The sequence below is a fragment of the Shewanella morhuae genome (assembly GCF_003028295.1).
Classification (GTDB): Bacteria; Pseudomonadota; Gammaproteobacteria; order Enterobacterales; family Shewanellaceae; genus Shewanella; species Shewanella morhuae.
In genome coordinates this window covers 231,044-248,428 of record NZ_PYSG01000002.1, presented here as the reverse complement: position 1 = coordinate 248,428, position 17,385 = coordinate 231,044, and the positions used below count along the sequence as shown (strand labels likewise).

Annotated in this window: 13 protein-coding genes; 4 read left to right on the top strand and 9 right to left on the bottom strand. The window is 43.3% G+C overall.

Features of this window, described 5'->3' with window-relative positions:
- Positions 1 to 108: 108 nt before the first annotated feature.
- Together C9I43_RS01640 and C9I43_RS01635 are read left to right on the top strand one after the other, a co-directional pair.
- A complete protein-coding gene (locus tag C9I43_RS01640) occupies positions 109 to 1,317 on the top strand; it encodes an MFS transporter (protein ID WP_076501151.1) in 1,209 nt (402 codons plus the stop codon).
- Positions 1,318 to 1,376: 59 nt separating this feature from the next.
- Positions 1,377 to 2,216 (top strand): TIGR03899 family protein, encoded by an 840-nt coding sequence (locus tag C9I43_RS01635; protein WP_107881691.1) that lies wholly within the window; start codon positions 1,377 to 1,379, stop codon positions 2,214 to 2,216.
- 80 nt (positions 2,217 to 2,296) lie between these two features.
- On the opposite strand, the gene cysC is transcribed toward C9I43_RS01635, so the two are convergent.
- The 5 genes from cysC to cobA form a co-directional block, all read right to left on the bottom strand.
- A complete protein-coding gene (cysC, locus tag C9I43_RS01630; protein WP_107881689.1) occupies positions 2,297 to 2,914 on the bottom strand; it encodes an adenylyl-sulfate kinase in 618 nt (205 codons plus the stop codon).
- Positions 2,915 to 2,976: 62 nt separating this feature from the next.
- The gene (locus C9I43_RS01625) at positions 2,977 to 4,701 is read right to left on the bottom strand and encodes an SLC13 family permease (RefSeq protein WP_107881686.1); all 1,725 of its coding nucleotides are present in this window, start codon (positions 4,699 to 4,701) and stop codon (positions 2,977 to 2,979) included.
- A 3-nt stretch (positions 4,702 to 4,704) separates the two neighbouring features.
- Complete coding sequence (gene cysN / locus C9I43_RS01620) at positions 4,705 to 6,147, bottom strand: sulfate adenylyltransferase subunit CysN (RefSeq protein WP_107881684.1); 1,443 nt, start codon at positions 6,145 to 6,147, stop codon at positions 4,705 to 4,707.
- 81 nt (positions 6,148 to 6,228) lie between these two features.
- Positions 6,229 to 7,137, bottom strand: coding sequence for a sulfate adenylyltransferase subunit CysD (gene cysD / locus C9I43_RS01615; RefSeq protein ID WP_107881682.1), 909 nt, complete (start codon positions 7,135 to 7,137; stop codon positions 6,229 to 6,231).
- A gap of 56 nt (positions 7,138 to 7,193) precedes the next feature.
- Entirely contained in the window at positions 7,194 to 8,039 is an 846-nt protein-coding gene (gene cobA, locus C9I43_RS01610; protein WP_107881680.1) for a uroporphyrinogen-III C-methyltransferase, read from the bottom strand.
- Positions 8,040 to 8,534: 495 nt separating this feature from the next.
- Here cobA and C9I43_RS01605 point away from each other — a divergent pair, with 495 nt between their 5' ends.
- The gene (locus C9I43_RS01605; RefSeq protein ID WP_107881678.1) at positions 8,535 to 9,419 is read left to right on the top strand and encodes a phospholipase A; all 885 of its coding nucleotides are present in this window, start codon (positions 8,535 to 8,537) and stop codon (positions 9,417 to 9,419) included.
- Positions 9,420 to 9,580: 161 nt separating this feature from the next.
- On the top strand, positions 9,581 to 11,128 hold the full coding sequence (locus C9I43_RS01600; protein WP_107881676.1) for a S41 family peptidase: 1,548 nt from the start codon (positions 9,581 to 9,583) through the stop codon (positions 11,126 to 11,128).
- Between the two features lie 88 nt (positions 11,129 to 11,216).
- Here C9I43_RS01600 and C9I43_RS01595 read toward each other — a convergent pair whose 3' ends face one another.
- The 4 genes from C9I43_RS01595 to cysI form a co-directional block, all read right to left on the bottom strand.
- Positions 11,217 to 12,953 carry a hypothetical protein gene (locus C9I43_RS01595; RefSeq protein WP_107881674.1) on the bottom strand — a complete coding sequence of 579 codons (1,737 nt, stop codon included), beginning with the start codon at positions 12,951 to 12,953 and terminating at the stop codon, positions 11,217 to 11,219.
- Positions 12,954 to 13,334: 381 nt separating this feature from the next.
- Positions 13,335 to 14,120: a monofunctional biosynthetic peptidoglycan transglycosylase gene (gene mtgA / locus C9I43_RS01590; RefSeq protein ID WP_107881672.1), complete on the bottom strand. Its 786-nt coding sequence runs from the start codon at positions 14,118 to 14,120 to the stop codon at positions 13,335 to 13,337.
- A gap of 757 nt (positions 14,121 to 14,877) precedes the next feature.
- The gene (locus tag C9I43_RS01580) at positions 14,878 to 15,663 is read right to left on the bottom strand and encodes a phosphoadenylyl-sulfate reductase (RefSeq protein ID WP_107881670.1); all 786 of its coding nucleotides are present in this window, start codon (positions 15,661 to 15,663) and stop codon (positions 14,878 to 14,880) included.
- Positions 15,656 to 17,353: an assimilatory sulfite reductase (NADPH) hemoprotein subunit gene (cysI, locus tag C9I43_RS01575; protein ID WP_107881668.1), complete on the bottom strand. Its 1,698-nt coding sequence runs from the start codon at positions 17,351 to 17,353 to the stop codon at positions 15,656 to 15,658. The genes C9I43_RS01580 and cysI overlap by 8 nt, the downstream gene beginning before the upstream one ends.
- Positions 17,354 to 17,385 lie beyond the last annotated feature (32 nt).

The following is a 17,385-nucleotide window of genomic DNA, read 5'->3' as shown; positions in this document are numbered from 1 at the left end:
TAAGCTGCAATTACGATTCACTTTACAACCTATTTAGCATTCAAGTTATCTAGCCTCTTAGCAGAAAAAGCATTAGCATTTGGATACTTATCGCCAGAGCCTTTATCCATGAAACCTATTAAAGCCCAAGATCCTAAATCGCTCTTACTATGGATGACCTTCGTCATGTCGCTGGTGTTTGCTGTATGGCAGGCACTGCTCAATAATTTTGTGATCGAAAAAGCTCAATTTACCGGCGCTGAAATTGGCATATTACAAAGCCTACGAGAGATCCCAGGATTCTTAGCATTCACCGCCATTTTTGTACTGCTACTAATCAGAGAACAAGCCTTCGCCCTACTCTCACTCGCCTTGCTATGTATCGGTGTCGCGGTAACAGGTTTCTTTCCACAGGTTATCGGTTTGTATCTCACCACAGTGTTGATGTCAGTTGGATTCCACTATTTTGAAACCATCAATCAATCGTTAACCTTGCAATGGGTTGATAAAAAAGATGCCGCGGGTTTTATGGGCAAAGCGCTGGCGTGGCGCTCGGCGGCGGCCTTAGTCGGTTATGCCAGTATCTGGCTAGTGATGACATGGCTGAAGCTAGACTATCAGCATATGTATTTGATTATTGGTGTATTAGGCTTGGTCATGGTACTAACAATGACATGGTATTACCCACAGTTTGACACCACCGAAATACAGCACAAAAAAATTATTTTGCGTAAACGCTATTGGCTTTACTATTTACTGACCTTTTTTTCAGGGGCAAGACGGCAAATCTTCATGGTGTTTGCGGGTTTTATGATGGTCGAAAAGTTTGGTTACAGTGTGAGTGAAATTACCGCATTGTTCTTGATCAATTATTTAGTCAACCTGCTATTCGCCCCCACGATTGGTCGTTTTATTGGGCGTATTGGTGAACGCAATGCCCTCACAGTTGAATATATAGGGCTGTTCATCGTGTTCATTAGCTACGCTCTAGTTGAGCAACCTCATATGGCCGCTGCACTTTACGTCATCGATCATTTGCTATTCGCCATGGCTATTGCGATGAAAACCTATTTCCAAAAAATTGCTGATAGCAAAGATATTGCGGCGACAATGTCGGTTAGTTTTACCATTAATCACATTGCAGCTGTCATTATTCCCGTACTATTAGGGCTATTATGGCTGACCGACCCCGCGTTAGTTTTTTATATTGGTGCTGGCTTTGCGGTATGTTCGTTAATTTTGGCGCTCAATGTACCGCGCCATCCAGAACCTGGTAATGAAACGCTATGGTCTTGGTCCAATAGCAAGGCAAAATCAGTGGCTAAAACCATAGAATAGACAGCAATAACAATACGTAAAGTAAAGTACATCACTCACTCTCAGGGACTTATAACACGATGAAGGATTCAGATATTTTAATTTTGTCAGAGGACGGCGAGTCAACATCCGATGCTTCTGCCCGTAAAAAAGTACTATTACTCGGTCGGCAATTAGGGCTAGCAACCGAGAGAGAATATCGCCCTGCAAATGCCTCGGTCGCTGAGCGCGCTAAGCACCGCGCTGATAAGTTATCAAGCCAATATCAAACCAATGTGGAGACGATATTTTCGTTAGCTATCAGTTATACGCCATCGGATGTCACCGGCGTCGAGCTTGATCCCGATTGGAGTCATCAATTTTTTATGATGGCAGAGCAAATCCATAATCGTAAGATGCAAGATTTGTGGGCGCGAATATTATCGAGTGAGATTGTCAACCCTGGTAATTTTAGCTTACGCACCTTAGCTATACTCAAACAACTCACACACCGCGAAGCGCAAATTCTTGAAAAAGCCCTCGGTATGGCTGCAAAAGTGAATAACGAGCAGCGGTTAAAGCTGATTAGCGGCTATCGCTTATCAGGCGGGATTGGCCAGTATTTCCGTAAAATCACTTCGGTTAACTTGGGTTTATCACAGTTTGGCCTGCCCTACTCCAGCATTTTGACCTTAGTTGATGCAGGGATTATCCATAGCAGCGAATTTGAAACTGGTTTACTCAACAATAAAACCCCGATCCAATTTGCCGTGCAAAGTATACAGATGAAACTGACTCCAAAAAGCGGCAATCTACTCTTTAGTTATTATCGACTCACGCCCATTGGTGATGAACTGGCTCAGCTAGTGCTCCCAAAACCCGATCAAGAATATCTCAAGGCATTACAATTGCTATTCGCTAAAGACTTCAAAATAGAATAAGGGCTAACTAACAGCATCGCTTAATTACAGAAATAATAAAGGAGCTCAAAAGCTCCTGTTAAATCACTCAGCGTTAAATATTAGCCTAACGCACTTATCTTATCGGCATTGATCACATTGATTGCGGTTAAATAGTCAATTAACGCGCGTACTTGAGTCGCTAAATCGCCTTTACTGGTATCAATCGTTAATTCGGCGGCCAATGGCGCTTCGTATGGCGATGAAACGCCAGTAAAATTAGCAATTTCGCCACTGCGCGCTTTCACGTACAACCCCTTAGGATCGCGCTGCTCGCACACGCTTAAAGGCGTCGACACATGGACTTCAATAAACTGCCCCGCAGGAAAGCTAGCACGAATACTATCGCGCTCTTCACGGGTCGGGGAAATAAAGGCCGATAAAATCACCAGCCCAGCATCCACCATCAATTTAGCCACTTCACCCACTCGGCGCAGATTTTCGTCACGATCTTTAACGGTAAAACCTAAATCGTTACACAGACCATGGCGCACATTATCGCCATCGAGCAAATAAGTATGGAATCCCGCCTCAAATAACGCCCGCTCTAACGCGCCTGCCAATGTTGATTTACCCGCACCTGAGAGCCCAGTAAACCACAGTAAAACAGGGTTCTGACCTTTTTGTTTAGATCTAGCAGCTTGATCTACAGGATGTTGATGCCACACGATATTTGTCATAAAAACTCCTCAATCCCTATACAAAAAATAACTCACACAGGGCAATAAACTCAAGCTAATCATTAAAAAGGAAAGATGATTGGCACCATAAATATCACGATCACGGAATACAACACAGATAACGGCAACCCTAAACGAACAAAGTCACTGAAGCGGTAATTACCCGCATTAAATACCATCAAATTGGTCTGATAACCGTAGGGGGAAATAAAGCTCGCGCTGGCACCAAACACCACCGCCATAATAAAGGGTCTTGCATCGACACCGTAATTAAGCGCAATCGCGTAAGCAATCGGGAAAGACAGCGCCGCAGCGGCATTATTGGTGACCAGTTCCGTCAGCAACAAAGTCATCAAGTACACACCGACAAAAGCGCCAAATACACCATAACCATTGATAACCGAAAGCAATCCTTGCGCTAAGCTATCGGCAAGGCCTGTGCTCATCATCAAATTGGCGAGCCCTAAGGCGCTCCCCACAATAACCACCAATTCTAATGGGAAACGGCGTTTAAGCTCAGCCAAAGTGACAGCGCCAATGGCAAAATAACCGAGCAACAACAACACTAAACCCTTAGCTAACGGCAACACACCAGTAACACTGAGTACAATCACAGCCGCAAAACCGAGTAATACCCAACGGCCACGGTGATTGTCTAAGCGTACATTTAAATCTAGCCCACTCACTGCGGCAAATTCTGAGCTCAATTTTGGATTGGCGCTAAAACTATCCCCTGGCGTCAATAACAATACATCGCCAGGTTGCAAAATAATGTCACCAAGTCCGCCCTTTAGCGGATGATGACCACGACGAATCGCCATCACAGCAGCATCAAACTGCTCACGAAAACGCGATGCTTTTAACGAGTTACCGACTAAACTGGATGACGGCGCAAGCACTGCTTCAACTAAATTTTGCCCCTTTGCTTGATGTTTACCAAACCAATCTAAACCATCGAATTGATGTAATAACTCTACCGATTCCACCGCACCGCTAAAACGCAGCACATCGTCCGCTTGTAGCACTAGCTGGGGCGGCACGGGGCAAATACAAATGCCACTGCGTTCTAACTCGACTAGATATAACTGCTTTAGCGCCCTGAGTTTATTGTCAACCACACTGCGGCCAACTAAGAGCGAACCTTTCGCCACATGGGCTTCGAGTAAATAAGGTAGCGCTTCTTCGTCTGACTCTTCGCGTCTATCGGGCAGAATATTTGCCAATAGGACCAGCAGTAACATACCCGCGACGACGATCACAACAGCCACTGGCGTGAACTCAAAAAAACCTAAAGCGGGTAAACCGGCGTTTTCTACAAAGGAGTTAACAATTAAGTTAGTTGATGTACCAATCAGCGTGAGTGTGCCGCCTAAAATCGCCGCGTAATTAAGTGGCAACAGCAATTTAGCTGGCGCGTGCACTTGATTACGGCGCACCACACCGATAAGCGATGCCACTACGGCAGTGTTATTGGTAAATGACGATAACAAAGCAGTCGACAACCCGAGTTTGGCCATAGTTATAGGTAAAGAACTATTACCGATAACCTGACTCAATTTACCCAGTAGGGAGGTTTTTTCTAACGCTGTCGCGGCCAACACCAATAAAACTAAGGTGACCAAGCCAATATTAGTAAAGCTGGTTAATGCAGTATCAAGTGCAACCATGTCAAACAAGTAACACAGTAAAAATGCAAATAAAAACAATACCGCAGGATTGATACGGCCGCTAATTAAGCCAGCCACAAGCCCTAACAAAATAATCGCTAACAGCCACAGGTCACTCACAAATTAAGCTCCAAGCTTAGAGATATCGAGTGCTTGCCAATGGGGGTAGTGTTTACGCACTAAGGCATTAAATTCTACTTCAAAGGCACTAAATTGTGATGTGGTTTGTTTATTAATATGTTGACCCGAAACAACCATCACTGCGGCGACGGTCGCATTACTTAAACGGTCAATTAAGATCATTCCGCCCGTATCTCGCACCAAAGAATAAGCATCAAATACTATGTCTTCGGTCAGTTCTAAGGTCACGCGGGCAATGGCATTTAACCCAAGCGTGTCAGTGCTACTGCGCGCTAGAGTGTTAACATCAACCACATAATCAATTGCTGTTACAGAGGCTTGTGTTTTTTTACCCGCCACTTTGATGTCATATAACTGACCCAGTTGTAATGGCTTTTCATCCATCCACACTATGTCAGCGCTGATCACATTAGCGACGGCTGGCGCTGAATCGGGTTTTGCCAGTAAATCGCCACGGGAAATATCGATTTCATCTTCCAGCGTTATCGTCACCGCTTGGCCTGCAACCGCTTCTTGTATGTCGCCATCGAAGGTGACAATACGCTCAACCTTGCTGCGTTTGCCCGATGGCAAAGCCACTAACTCATCGCCGACCTTGATAATACCAGAGGCTAAAGTGCCAGCAAAACCACGGAAATCTAAGTTAGGGCGCGACACATACTGTACTGGGAAACGTACGGGTAAGGAGCTGAGTTCACGTTGTGTATCAATAGTTTCTAACAGTTCGAGCAAAGTGCCACCTTGATACCAAGGGCTTTGATTACTGCGCTCAACTACGTTGTCACCATTCAGCGCCGATAACGGCACAAAATGGATATCAAGACAGCCAAAGTCTTTAACGAAATTGGTAAAATCAGCACGAATACGGTTGAATACTTGCTGGTCAAACTCAAGCAGGTCCATTTTATTTACGGCAACGACAAAGTGACGAATACCCAATAATGAGGCGATAAACGCATGGCGTTTAGTCTGCGTCTGCACGCCGTAGCGAGCGTCAACTAAAATCACCGCTAAATCACAGGTCGATGCGCCCGTAGCCATATTGCGGGTGTACTGCTCATGCCCCGGAGTATCAGCGATAATAAATTTGCGCTTATCACTTGAAAAATAACGGTAAGCCACATCAATAGTGATACCTTGCTCGCGCTCAGCTTGCAAACCATCCACCAGCAAGGCTAAGTCAATGGCTTCTCCTGTGGTGCCCATCTTAGCGCTGTCGCTCTTTAGGCTCGCCAATTGATCTTCATAGATTTGTGCGCTGTCGTGTAATAGACGACCGATTAAGGTGCTTTTGCCATCATCAACACTACCGCAGGTTAAAAAGCGCAATAAACCTTTATGCTGCTGTAGGGCCAAATATTCTTTTACACCATGGAGGGTAATTTCCGCCGCCATGCGATTGGTTTTATTGACTGCTTTGTCCATCTTATTCTCACTCTTGATCTGCTTAGCTGAAGGTCGCACTACAAAAGCCACATTCGCGAAATAGGCTTAACCTTGCCGACATTAAAAGTAGCCTTGACGCTTCTTTTGCTCCATGGAGGCACTTTGATCTGAATCGATCAAGCGGCCTTGGCGTTCACTCGAACGGGTTAACAGCATTTCTTCGATAATTTTTTCTAAGCTGTCAGCCTCAGAATGCATGGCGGCGGTGAGTGGATAGCAACCTAAGGTTCTAAAACGCACCACTTCTTCTTTAATCTGCTCGCCTTCGGCTAACGTCATCCGCTCATCATCCACTAAAATTAGCTGGCCATTGCGCTCAACAACAGGACGTTTAGCAGCAAAGTATAATGACACTAACTCAATGTTTTCTTGATAGATATATTGCCAAATATCTAACTCTGTCCAGTTAGATAACGGAAACACTCGAATACTTTCGCCTTTATTCACCGCGCCGTTATAGGTGCGCCATAATTCTGGGCGTTGGTTTTTAGGATCCCATCGGTGGTGACGGTCGCGGAACGAATACACCCGCTCTTTAGCTCGTGATTTTTCTTCATCACGGCGAGCACCACCAAAAGCGGCATCGAAACCGTATTGGTTAAGTGCTTGCTTTAGACCTTGGGTTTTCATGATATCAGTATGTTTAGCACTGCCATGGTCAAAGGGATTAATCCCCTGCGCTACGCCTTCAGGATTAGTATGTGTCAGCAGCTCAAAACCAAATTTCTTGGCCTGCGCATCACGGAACGTGATCATCTGCTTAAATTTCCAACCTGTGTCGACATGTAATAGCGGGAACGGGATCTTGCCCGGATAAAAGGCTTTACGCGCTAAGTGCAGCATAACGGAAGAATCTTTCCCGATAGAATACATCATCACAGGATTATCGAATTCGGCTGCAACTTCACGAATGATCTGGATACTCTCGGCTTCCAGTTGTTGTAAGTGGCTTAATTCACGCCCGGCCATACTATTCTCCGTTTACCTTAAATTAGCTGTAATTAGCACAGCATGGGTTAGCTTAATTAGTTTACCGATGCCTTGGTCGACATGCTGACTGATTGAAATACCTGAATATTGGAGTGCCTATTTGCAATAGATTCTGGCTTAAACCAATGCAAGCTGTCACTCAGCGCGACCACTTCACCAATAATCATCAGTGCTGGCATATGTAATTGAGGATCGGCTGCAAGCTGTTCAAGCTCGCCTAAACGGCCAATAAAGCGCCGCTGTTCTTTGGTCGTCGCCTTCGACACTATCGCCACTGGCGTGTCAGGGCTTCGACCCGCATTGAGCAAACCTTGACGAATAATACCCGCATTAAGAATGCCCATATACACGACTAACGTATTGTTAGGGTTAGCATAACCTTGCCAATCCATCGGACGGCTTTCTAATTGGCAATGGCCAGTAATAAAAGTAACGCCTTGGGCATGGTCTCTGTGCGTTAAAGGGATCCCAGCATAGGCCGATGTGCCGCTGGCTGCAGTAATACCAGGGATAACTTCAAACTCAACCCCTGCTTCGACTAAGGTTTGTAGCTCTTCGCCGCCGCGGCCAAAAATAAAAGGATCGCCGCCTTTAAGCCGCACTACATTTTTACGGGTGTAAGCTTTGGTAACCAGTAACTGGTTAATGTCGTCCTGCGCGGCGCTGTGTTTATTAGCACGTTTACCTACGGCAATCTTTTCAGCATCTTTAGGGATAAGCTCGAGGATATCTTCACTAACTAAGGCATCGTATAGCACGACATCAGCAGTCTTAAGGATGCGCCATGCTTTTAACGTTAATAACTCAACGTCACCAGGACCTGCGCCCACCAGCCACACTTTGCCTTTGGCCGCTTGGCCCGGTAAAGATAACACTTCCATCAGAATCCCCAACATCACTTTAGTCTGCTGAAATATAGCGCGTCTTATATTCCATAATAAATAGATAATTGTTAGTTTTTATATCATTTAGATATAAAAACACCTAGGGGAGCTACCTAAAAACGGTTAAATGCTCTATTCAAGCCTTATCACTATCTAGAATACAAAATAAAATACTTATATAACAATCACTTAGCAACAGCACCATATTTTAATAACACCATACTTTGTTAACTAGATTGATAATTTTTGCACTATGTTATTCCCAAAAACTCTACTCAAATGACGAATGCCCGATGAAAAATGTCAAAATGCAATCCATTATCAATTAACCGCCTCAGCAATATTGACTAAAAAGTAAACGCAAAACCTCGACGTGCAGCATAAGATGTGATTTTTCAATAGCGATAGATTCACTTTCTAGTGGTAAGCTGGTCGCCATTATTTTTGTTGAGCTAGACAAACAAAAACGAATAAATACATCAGGGAGGACAGATGAAACGACTTTATTCAGCTATCGCAGTGATTGGACTATTATCGAGTGCTAATATAAATGCCGAAGAATCGCTAGTTAAAGAAAGAGTAGAAGTTGAACTCGCCACAGCAGATCTACCTTTTGTAATTACACCGCATAAAGTGAATTATTTTTTACCTGTTACCTATAATCCCGACCCTAATATGGATCCCTTTACTGAAGACGCTGTACTCAACCCATATTCATTAGATGAATTTGAGGCGAAGTTTCAAATCAGTTTTAAATTCCCTATTTGGTACAATATTTTCGGTGATAATGGTCATCTATTTTTTGCTTACACTAACCAATCTTATTGGCAGGTATATAACAAAGATACGTCATCTCCTTTTAGAGAAACCAATCACGAACCTGAAGTTTTTCTGATGTTTAATAACGATTGGAAAATCGGTAGTGTTACTAACTCTTTTTGGGGTGTAGGAGCAGTACATCAATCTAACGGTAAAGCGGGGCCACTTTCCCGTAGCTGGAATCGACTTTACGCCACGATGATTTTTGATGCAGGCCCACTCGCCTTCTCAACCAAAGTATGGTGGCGCATTCCAGAAGATGAAAAAACAGATCCAAATCAGGCAAGTGGCGACGATAACCCCAATATTGAAGACTACATAGGTAGAGCTGAGTTTATCGGCGTTTATGGTATTGATGCGCATAGGTTCACATTAACCCTTAAAACTAACTTAGAAGATATCGACCGCGGCTCTGCAGAGCTAACATGGAGCTATCCGATTGTCGGTAACTTACGTTTTTATACGCAATACTTTAATGGTTATGGTGAGAGTCTTATCGACTATGACTACCACAATCAGCGTATCGGCATAGGGATTTCACTCAACGACATTTTATAGAAACATAAAGTAACAGAGTGCAAAAATCAGTCATAATCTGCTACCCATTACTCAAATGAGGCTGAGTTGATATCAACACTGCTGTGAATGTCGAGGGCTATTAGGCCAACAGTTACATACCTTTTATGCCCTAAAGCAAAGTCGAGTGGCCATGGATGAATATGAGTTTTAGCTACCGCAGTATCGTCACATTGCTTTTAGCGATCATTTTAGCCTGCTTACTTCAGCTGGTATTTTTCGCGGTGCCAAAAAATAGCCCTCTTCCAGCGCTCAATGCTCAAGAAATACGCCAAGATCTCTACACTCTATTAAATCAAATAGAACAATACTCAAGTTTTTATGCCTTAACGATGGATAGCACCAACGCGCAACTCAGCCATGTAGCGAGCCAGATTGCTGACCAACATCAGCATATGACACCCAACACCCGATTTGCCGCTGAAATAACTAAACTACTGAATATACTAAAAGATCCCGCAGCATTGGTGCAAAACTTTGAGGACAAAAATGGCGAACTGCCTCTGATATTAAGGCCACTGAACGATCAATGGTTAGCTCTGGATAAAGACAATAGCCCAATCAATAGCAGTTTTCCTTTTATCTCCCATATTGATGGCATCCCTATCCATAAATGGGTGATAGCGAGCCAAGTTTACTTACCCGAATCAGCCAAACAGAGCCAAGAAATGCAGCTGTCTTGGCTTAAAAAACTTAATTTATTACGTGAAGATTTAGGTTTGAGCATAAAACCCTATGTGCTTATTACCCTGATGAATGACGACATGCAAACTCAGCAGGTCACACTTGCCTTAGCACCAAAACAGTCGCAACTTATCGATGCTATCGCCAAAGAAGATGGCAACCGTGAGCCCAACTTGCTTGATCTCATTAATCAATTATCGACATTTAAACGCTCTGAGTTTAAAGAGATGTCTCATCAGTTAACAACGGTCAACACGACTACGGTTAAACTTACAATAAGCGATCTAAATGCTTTTGAATTAGATAGAAAACTGCAGCAAGAACTGTTCAAGGGGATGACGCACCCATTACTGATCATTGATTTACGTGATGCAAAAGGTTTTAGTCCCAAACTACTCACCATGTTGTCGCGATACCAAGATACAGACTCAAATAATACTTTAGCGCAAGACGTGATGGGATTTGCACATTACCGCCGCTCCCCAAAATTCAGAAATGATTACCTAAAACCGCTCCACTTTATGCCGCTTGATACGCTAGAGGACAGTGTCCCTAGGCTTAACTCCCTCACCCACAATTTGCCAACGGTCAACGAAGATCAATTTAGCCCTTGGTATGTTCGCACTAAACCTATGGTAACGCCTGAAGGCCGCAATCGCTTAGCGCTACTCGTAGGATCCCATTGTCGCCAAGAATGTGAATGGATAGCCTATCGCACTAACTCTTGGTCCAGAGTTAATTTGATTGGCGAAAAAACTTCTGGTGACTTTGCTCGTCATTATCATTTCAAATTGCCAAATAGTGGGCTCAACATAAGGTTAAGTAGCTCATTAACCTACGATGCTCAAGGTAAGCTGTTGTCTGGTGTGGGCACGCTACCCGATATTTTGTTGCCGCAAAATGACGATATCCAATGGCAAGGACTGGTGAGTTTAGTGCGTTCAGCCAAGCCCAAGCAGCAGTCAACTCCACAATCAATAAAATTAGCTCAATCTAAGCTCAATTAGCAAAAAAAAAAGAGCCAGCAATTAGCTGGCTCGGTTTAACATTTATTCGCTAGTTCAGTAGCCACGCGCCAATAAATGGCATCTAGAATTACTTTTTATCTGTCGCTTTAGAATTAGCGACAGAGCCTATGACCAAACCTTGCTGATTAACATCAAAGCTCATTTTCACTCGCATATTATAATCTTTAAGCATTTTCATTTCTTCAGGAACTGGCTCACCCGTCATTTCTAAAAACGTGAGCATGGGAGTAAACATCTTGCCATAGTCAGCAGATAAGCTATACATGCCATTGGTTGACAGTTTCTCAGTTGCAAGTTTATTTGCTAGTTGCAAACCTTTATCACCGCTATATACCACTAAATGCTGACCTTTAATCGCCAACATAGGTTTAATACCCAATGCCGGTGGCAGCATTAATATAGGAGATAAATCGGTAGCATCGCCATTATCGGCTAATTGCACATCTGCCAACATTGGCGCGAAGGGTTTTACCATATTGAATAACATAGCTGGATTGTCAGCACTCAGGCTAACTAAGGCATCTACACTTTCTAACTGGTAATCATCATCGTGTGCAGCCAGTTTAAAGTCGAGTAGTGATACGCTCATACCCTTAACGCCATTAGCCATACCGGTAAACATGCCGAGCATGGCTGGGCTTTGTTGACTCAGTTCCGATTGCCATTGCGCCAACGGCGCACAAGTTAATTGTGGTTTTTGCAGATCATCCCAAATGGCAGTTAAGGCAGGTGCGACTTCATTGGCATCTAAACCTATGCCCATCGAAAATATAGTGCTATTAATATCGGCCATATGTGCAGGAATAAACCCACGCATTTTTTGTAACGCCGTCAAAATAGGCTGATTCTTAGTTTCAATCACAAATGAAGCAGCCATGTGACTTTCTTTTTCGGTCACAGAAAACTCAGTTACCCCTGCAACAGTGCGCGGCCAATTAGCGGCAATAGCCGTTAGTTCAGCACGGCATTCAGGTGTTCTAATTTCAGCTAATGGATCTTCACCGAAGTTCTCATTGGCTAAAAGCTGAGTCAATTGCTGCGATAGTAGATTACTATCGGCAGATGTTAATGCCTTTACTATTTCCACATGATTGATAAAGCTAACGCTGTTATTTTTAAAACCATGGGTCTTAATAATATCTTCTATTATCCCCGAAGCTGCTAATGACTGCGGTGCCTTCTTAATACCAAATGCCATTTCTAATAAATCAGGCTTGGTTAAAGAGGTGCTAAATGTCATCGTTAAAATGCCATCTTTCTGGGCAAATAATAACTCAACTTTTTCAGCCACACTGTCATCCGATAACATATAAACGCGGTAATCAACGTCACCGATTTTACGCATTTCGTGGCTCACACCACTGTCTTTTTCGGCTTTGTCTAATACAGCCCAAAAAGCATCACCTTGATTAATATTAATTTTGAATACTGGTAAAGCGCCTAATGTATAAATATAAGGTTTAACTTCATCAGGAAAGCCAAAGGTTTTCAACAATAAAGCAGGATCTTTAATTCCATCCATATATTGCTGATAGATGCTGACAAAAAACTTGCCCATAGGGCTATCTAACTCATCTAGTTCAGCTAAAGCATTACTTGGGTATTGTTGATAATTTCCAGAAATAGACTGTAAATAGGCTTTTAACGGGAAGGGGGTTAACTGACCCGAAAATAGCGGCGTATCAGCAGGCACATAATCGAGCAAAGGGTTGGCAGAAACACTTGAACCAGCACCATTTTGCGTATACCAATAACCGCCCGCACCAGCCGCGATAATTGCCGCAGCAATCACAATCTTTTTCATTTAACAAACTCCATTTAAGATCAATTCAATATCGTATAAAAATCATGCCTAACATATTGTTTTGGCACTTCAATATTTACCGTTCTTACCTATCCCTAATATGAACAGTGTAAAAGCAGAATTTTATTAGTTTTACTGTAACAAGCCACACAGTAACACCACAGTCGAAAAGACTGAGGCAGTATTTTAAGGATTAATATAATAATTTACTATAATTTAACATTAAATAAATTTAGATACGCATGAGGTAAAGACTTAGTTAACTAACATTTATTGTTGATAACGTTAGCGGCAGACGTATTCAGTCTGCTCTCAATTCTGCCACTATTCGTTGAGGGATGATGACGAATAAGCACAAGCTAGCTTTCAAGGCCGCCATAATTATTCGGCTTCATGAACTTTTTTTAGCGTAATGCTGCCTAACTGATTCATTTGTTTGCGTATCCAAGCAGAACGCTGCTGCACGTAGGACGATGGCGGTGAAATTTTATAACGCCAAGGATTTGGTAAAATGGCGGCAAGTAATGAAGCTTCGTATTGAGTTAGTTTGGCCGCTGATTTGCCAAAATAATGCTTTGATGCCGCTTCAGCGCCGTATATTCCGGGGCCAAATTCGACAATATTTAAATACACTTCAAGAATACGTGATTTATCCCAAGTCAATTCCATCAATAACGTAAACCAGGCTTCTAATCCTTTACGTAAAAAACTGCGGCTCGACCACATAAAGAGATTTTTCGCTGCCTGCTGACTTAAAGTACTCGCCCCACGAACTTTGCCACCCTGCTGATTGTATTTCAGAGCCGAACTAATCGCTGCTAAATCAAATCCACTATGCTCGGCAAAATGCTGATCTTCTGCGGCAATAACCGCTAACTGTAATTGAGAAGATATTTGCTCGATATCACGCCATTGGTGCCTGACTTCACCCATAGGTGCTGGCGGAGATAAGGCACGTTCAATGCGCCAAGTCCACATAGGGGGATCAACAAATCGCAGCAATGCCACTAATAGTATTGAGCCTAACAATGCCCAAAGTAATCCTTTAAATAACCATAACAATAAATGCTGAAAGCTACGCTTTGGCCTTTTGGGAGTCATATTACTTTTTTTATTAATATTGGGACGCCGGACATGATCTCGCATCGCATACATAGGAGCCGTCATTTATATCATCTCATCCAAGTACTCTACCTTGGTTTTCATTTAGACATCTATCTAATGCAGAACAGTCTCTGCAGTCACTCACTCTAACAGTATTCTCTAGCAGTAAACTTAGATCTACCGCTCACGCTACGAGAGTGTCAGATATACCTAAGGTATCTTATAACAAAATCAAAGATAAACAGAGAATAAACCCTAATAGGAAAAATGATGAACGCGAGATGAACGCGAAGAGTGCAGCTTAAACTTGATGCAACCTCGGCAGCTTTAACGACAGCTGACCGAGGTAATAATGACAGATTAACGAGGGCTAGCAAGTCAATCAAACGGCTTTTTACTCGCGTGTGCGAGTCAGGTTTTTGCACGATTTACTGCCTTAAGTTTCGTTATAACGTTATATAGCCAACGTAGCCCATCAATAACGATGACAACAACTCAACCTTATAAAAGACACCAACTGATGCCCGTTACACAATAAAAAAGCTCAAAACCATCTACGGGAACTTCAAAATATAGCTCAGAATTAATCAACGTGTCACTTTTCAATGAAAATGTACAAAACTCACACAAAAATTGCAGTGATAAATATCAAAATCAATCTAACTCAGTTGTATGACATTTAGATTACAACAATACCAAAACACTTATACCAAACTCAAAAATGTCGCTTTAATTTAAACCACCCGAATTTCTAGCGATGCAACTATAGCGAAACAACCAGTGTTAACGATTTAAATCAAAGACTTAATCAGATCGATACTTAAATATCGTAATGTAAGCCACACTCGCGTTTTAGCCCATTAAAGCGAGTTTCTTCTTCACTCATACCTAACTCTAATGGCTTACTGGAATGGGTGTCGCCAACAGAAACATAACCTTGATCCCAAAGTGGATGATATGGCAAATTAAATTGCGTCAAATATAGATGCACATCTTTATTGGTCCACTCAATAATCGGCAGTAATTTAAACCGCGAACCATGAATCGCCAATATAGGTAAGGTTTCACGGCTGCTGGCTTGGCTGCGGCGCAGCCCAGCAAACCAAGTGCCAACTTCCAGCTCAGTTAAGGCACGCTGCATAGGCTCCACTTTATTTAAACGGTTGTACTGCTCTAACCCATTTAAACCTTGTTCCCACAACTGACCAAAACGTGCCTCTTGCCATGCCGATGTCATTGCTGCTTGATACACTTTTAAATTTAACGATAACCGCTGCGTCAGTTCATCAATAAACTGATAGGTTTCAGGGAACAAATATCCGGTATCGGTCAAAATAACCGGAATATTTGCCCGTGCTTGGCTCACCATATGCAGCATTACCGCTGCTTGGATCCCAAAACTTGACGACAGTGCGGGGTTACCGGGCAAATAAGTTAACCCCCATAACACTCGCTCTTGCGCGCGCAGCCCTGCTAAAAACTGATTAATGCGCTCAAGCTCTATCGTTTGTTCGGCTTTAGGTGCGATCAATAGCGACTGTAGCTCTACAGAGCTGATGATTGTCGGCACTTTAGTTTCATTATTGTTCAGATAAAGCTCAGCCATGAAAATCCTTAGCGGCGTCAATAACCGCCTTTACTACGCCGATGCGAACAGTAAAGTTGCCAAAAGTTTCGCTAGCATTACGCTCTGTCGCGTAGCGGCCAAACAAGGTATCTAACTCTGCCAGAATTTCAGCTTCTTGGATATTTTCCCGGTGCATTTTATTCAAACGTGTGCCTTCAAAACTTGCACCTAAATACAAGTTATAACGACCAGGCGCTTTACCTACTAAACCAATTTCGGCAGCAAATGGGCGTGCACAGCCATTAGGGCAACCCGTCATCCGCACCACTATTGCCTGTTCACTGATACCATGTTTTGCCTGTAATGCATCGATATGGTCGATAAACTCGGGGAAATAACGCTCTGCTTCCGCCATAGCTAACGGGCACGTTGGCAGCGCCACACAAGCTATCGAATGACCACGAGTTTGAGTAATCACTTGCCCCAACAGACCATGTTTACGGGCTAAGCCTTCAATGGTGGCTTTATCTTCTGCCGCCACACCTGCGATGATCATGTTTTGATTCGAGGTCATGCGGAAATCGCCTTGGTGAATTTTAGCGATTTCGCGCAATCCAGTTTGCAGCGTTTTACCGGGATAATCCTTTACCCGACCACTTTCAATGTACAAGGTTAAATGCCATTTACCATCAACGCCTTCAACCCAACCATAACGATCACCGCGATCGCCGATTACCACGTCACGCTTAGGCTCAAATTTTACCCCAGCACGCGCCTCGACTTCGGCTTTAAACTTCTCATAACCATGGTCAACAATGGTGTATTTAAGGCGTGAACGTTTGCGGTTTGAGCGATTACCCCAATCACGCTGTACTGTCATCACCGCTTCGGCAAACTTCATTACATCTGCGGCTTTAATAAAGCCCAAATCGTCACCCAAACGTGGGAAAGTTTCCACTTCGCCGTGGGTTGAGCCCATGCCACCGCCAGCCGTTAAATTAAAGCCAACCAGCTCACCTTTTTCAGCAATGGCGATAAACCCTAAATCGTTGGTGTAAACGTCAACATCATTATCTGGCGGTACAGCCACGGCCATTTTAAACTTACGCGGCAGATAAGTTTTGCCATACACAGGTTCAACGGTTTCATCTTCGGTCGAGAGTAATTTTTCTTTATCTAACCAAATTTCAGCATAGGCGCGGGTGTGGGGTAACAAGTGATCAGACAATTGCTTTGCCACCGCATAAGCCTGTTGATGCAATCTAGATTCAACCGGATTAGGGTTACACATCACGTTACGGTTTACATCACCACAAGCGGCGATTGAATCCAGCGCTTCACGATCTAATCCTTGGATTAACGGTTTAAGATTGCGCTTTGGAATACCGTGGTATTGAAAGGTTTGACGAGTGGTCAAACGTATACTGTTTGAACTGGTTAACGTAGAAGCGATTTCATCCACTCCCAACCATTGCTGTGGTGTACACACGCCACCAGGCACCCGAGCACGCAACATGAAGCTGTATAAAGGCTCAAGTTTTTGCTCTTTACGTTCATTACGTAAATCGCGATCGTCCTGCTGATAAAAACCATGAAATTTGATCAACTGCTGATCACTATCGCTGAAGCTACCCGTGACGGAAGAATCTAAGCCTTCTGTAATCGTACCGCGCAGATAATTACTGTCAGTTTTTAAGTATTCGTTTAACGCTAACTTTTGCTCACTCATGGCAACTGCCTCTTAAATTCGGTTCACTAGCT

What these genes read in the sequence shown, in the direction of transcription:
- C9I43_RS01640 (WP_076501151.1), top strand. Translation starts at nt 109, where the DNA reads ATGAAACCTATTAAAGCCCAAGATCCTAAATCGCTCTTACTATGGATG.
- C9I43_RS01635 (WP_107881691.1), top strand. Translation starts at nt 1,377, where the DNA reads ATGAAGGATTCAGATATTTTAATTTTGTCAGAGGACGGCGAGTCAACA.
- cysC (WP_107881689.1), bottom strand. Translation starts at nt 2,914, where the DNA reads ATGACAAATATCGTGTGGCATCAACATCCTGTAGATCAAGCTGCTAGA.
- cysN (WP_107881684.1), bottom strand. Translation starts at nt 6,147, where the DNA reads ATGGACAAAGCAGTCAATAAAACCAATCGCATGGCGGCGGAAATTACC.
- cysD (WP_107881682.1), bottom strand. Translation starts at nt 7,137, where the DNA reads ATGGCCGGGCGTGAATTAAGCCACTTACAACAACTGGAAGCCGAGAGT.
- cobA (WP_107881680.1), bottom strand. Translation starts at nt 8,039, where the DNA reads ATGGAAGTGTTATCTTTACCGGGCCAAGCGGCCAAAGGCAAAGTGTGG.
- C9I43_RS01605 (WP_107881678.1), top strand. Translation starts at nt 8,535, where the DNA reads ATGAAACGACTTTATTCAGCTATCGCAGTGATTGGACTATTATCGAGT.
- C9I43_RS01600 (WP_107881676.1), top strand. Translation starts at nt 9,581, where the DNA reads ATGAGTTTTAGCTACCGCAGTATCGTCACATTGCTTTTAGCGATCATT.
- C9I43_RS01595 (WP_107881674.1), bottom strand. Translation starts at nt 12,953, where the DNA reads ATGAAAAAGATTGTGATTGCTGCGGCAATTATCGCGGCTGGTGCGGGC.
- mtgA (WP_107881672.1), bottom strand. Translation starts at nt 14,120, where the DNA reads ATGACGGCTCCTATGTATGCGATGCGAGATCATGTCCGGCGTCCCAAT.
- C9I43_RS01580 (WP_107881670.1), bottom strand. Translation starts at nt 15,663, where the DNA reads ATGGCTGAGCTTTATCTGAACAATAATGAAACTAAAGTGCCGACAATC.
- cysI (WP_107881668.1), bottom strand. Translation starts at nt 17,353, where the DNA reads ATGAGTGAGCAAAAGTTAGCGTTAAACGAATACTTAAAAACTGACAGT.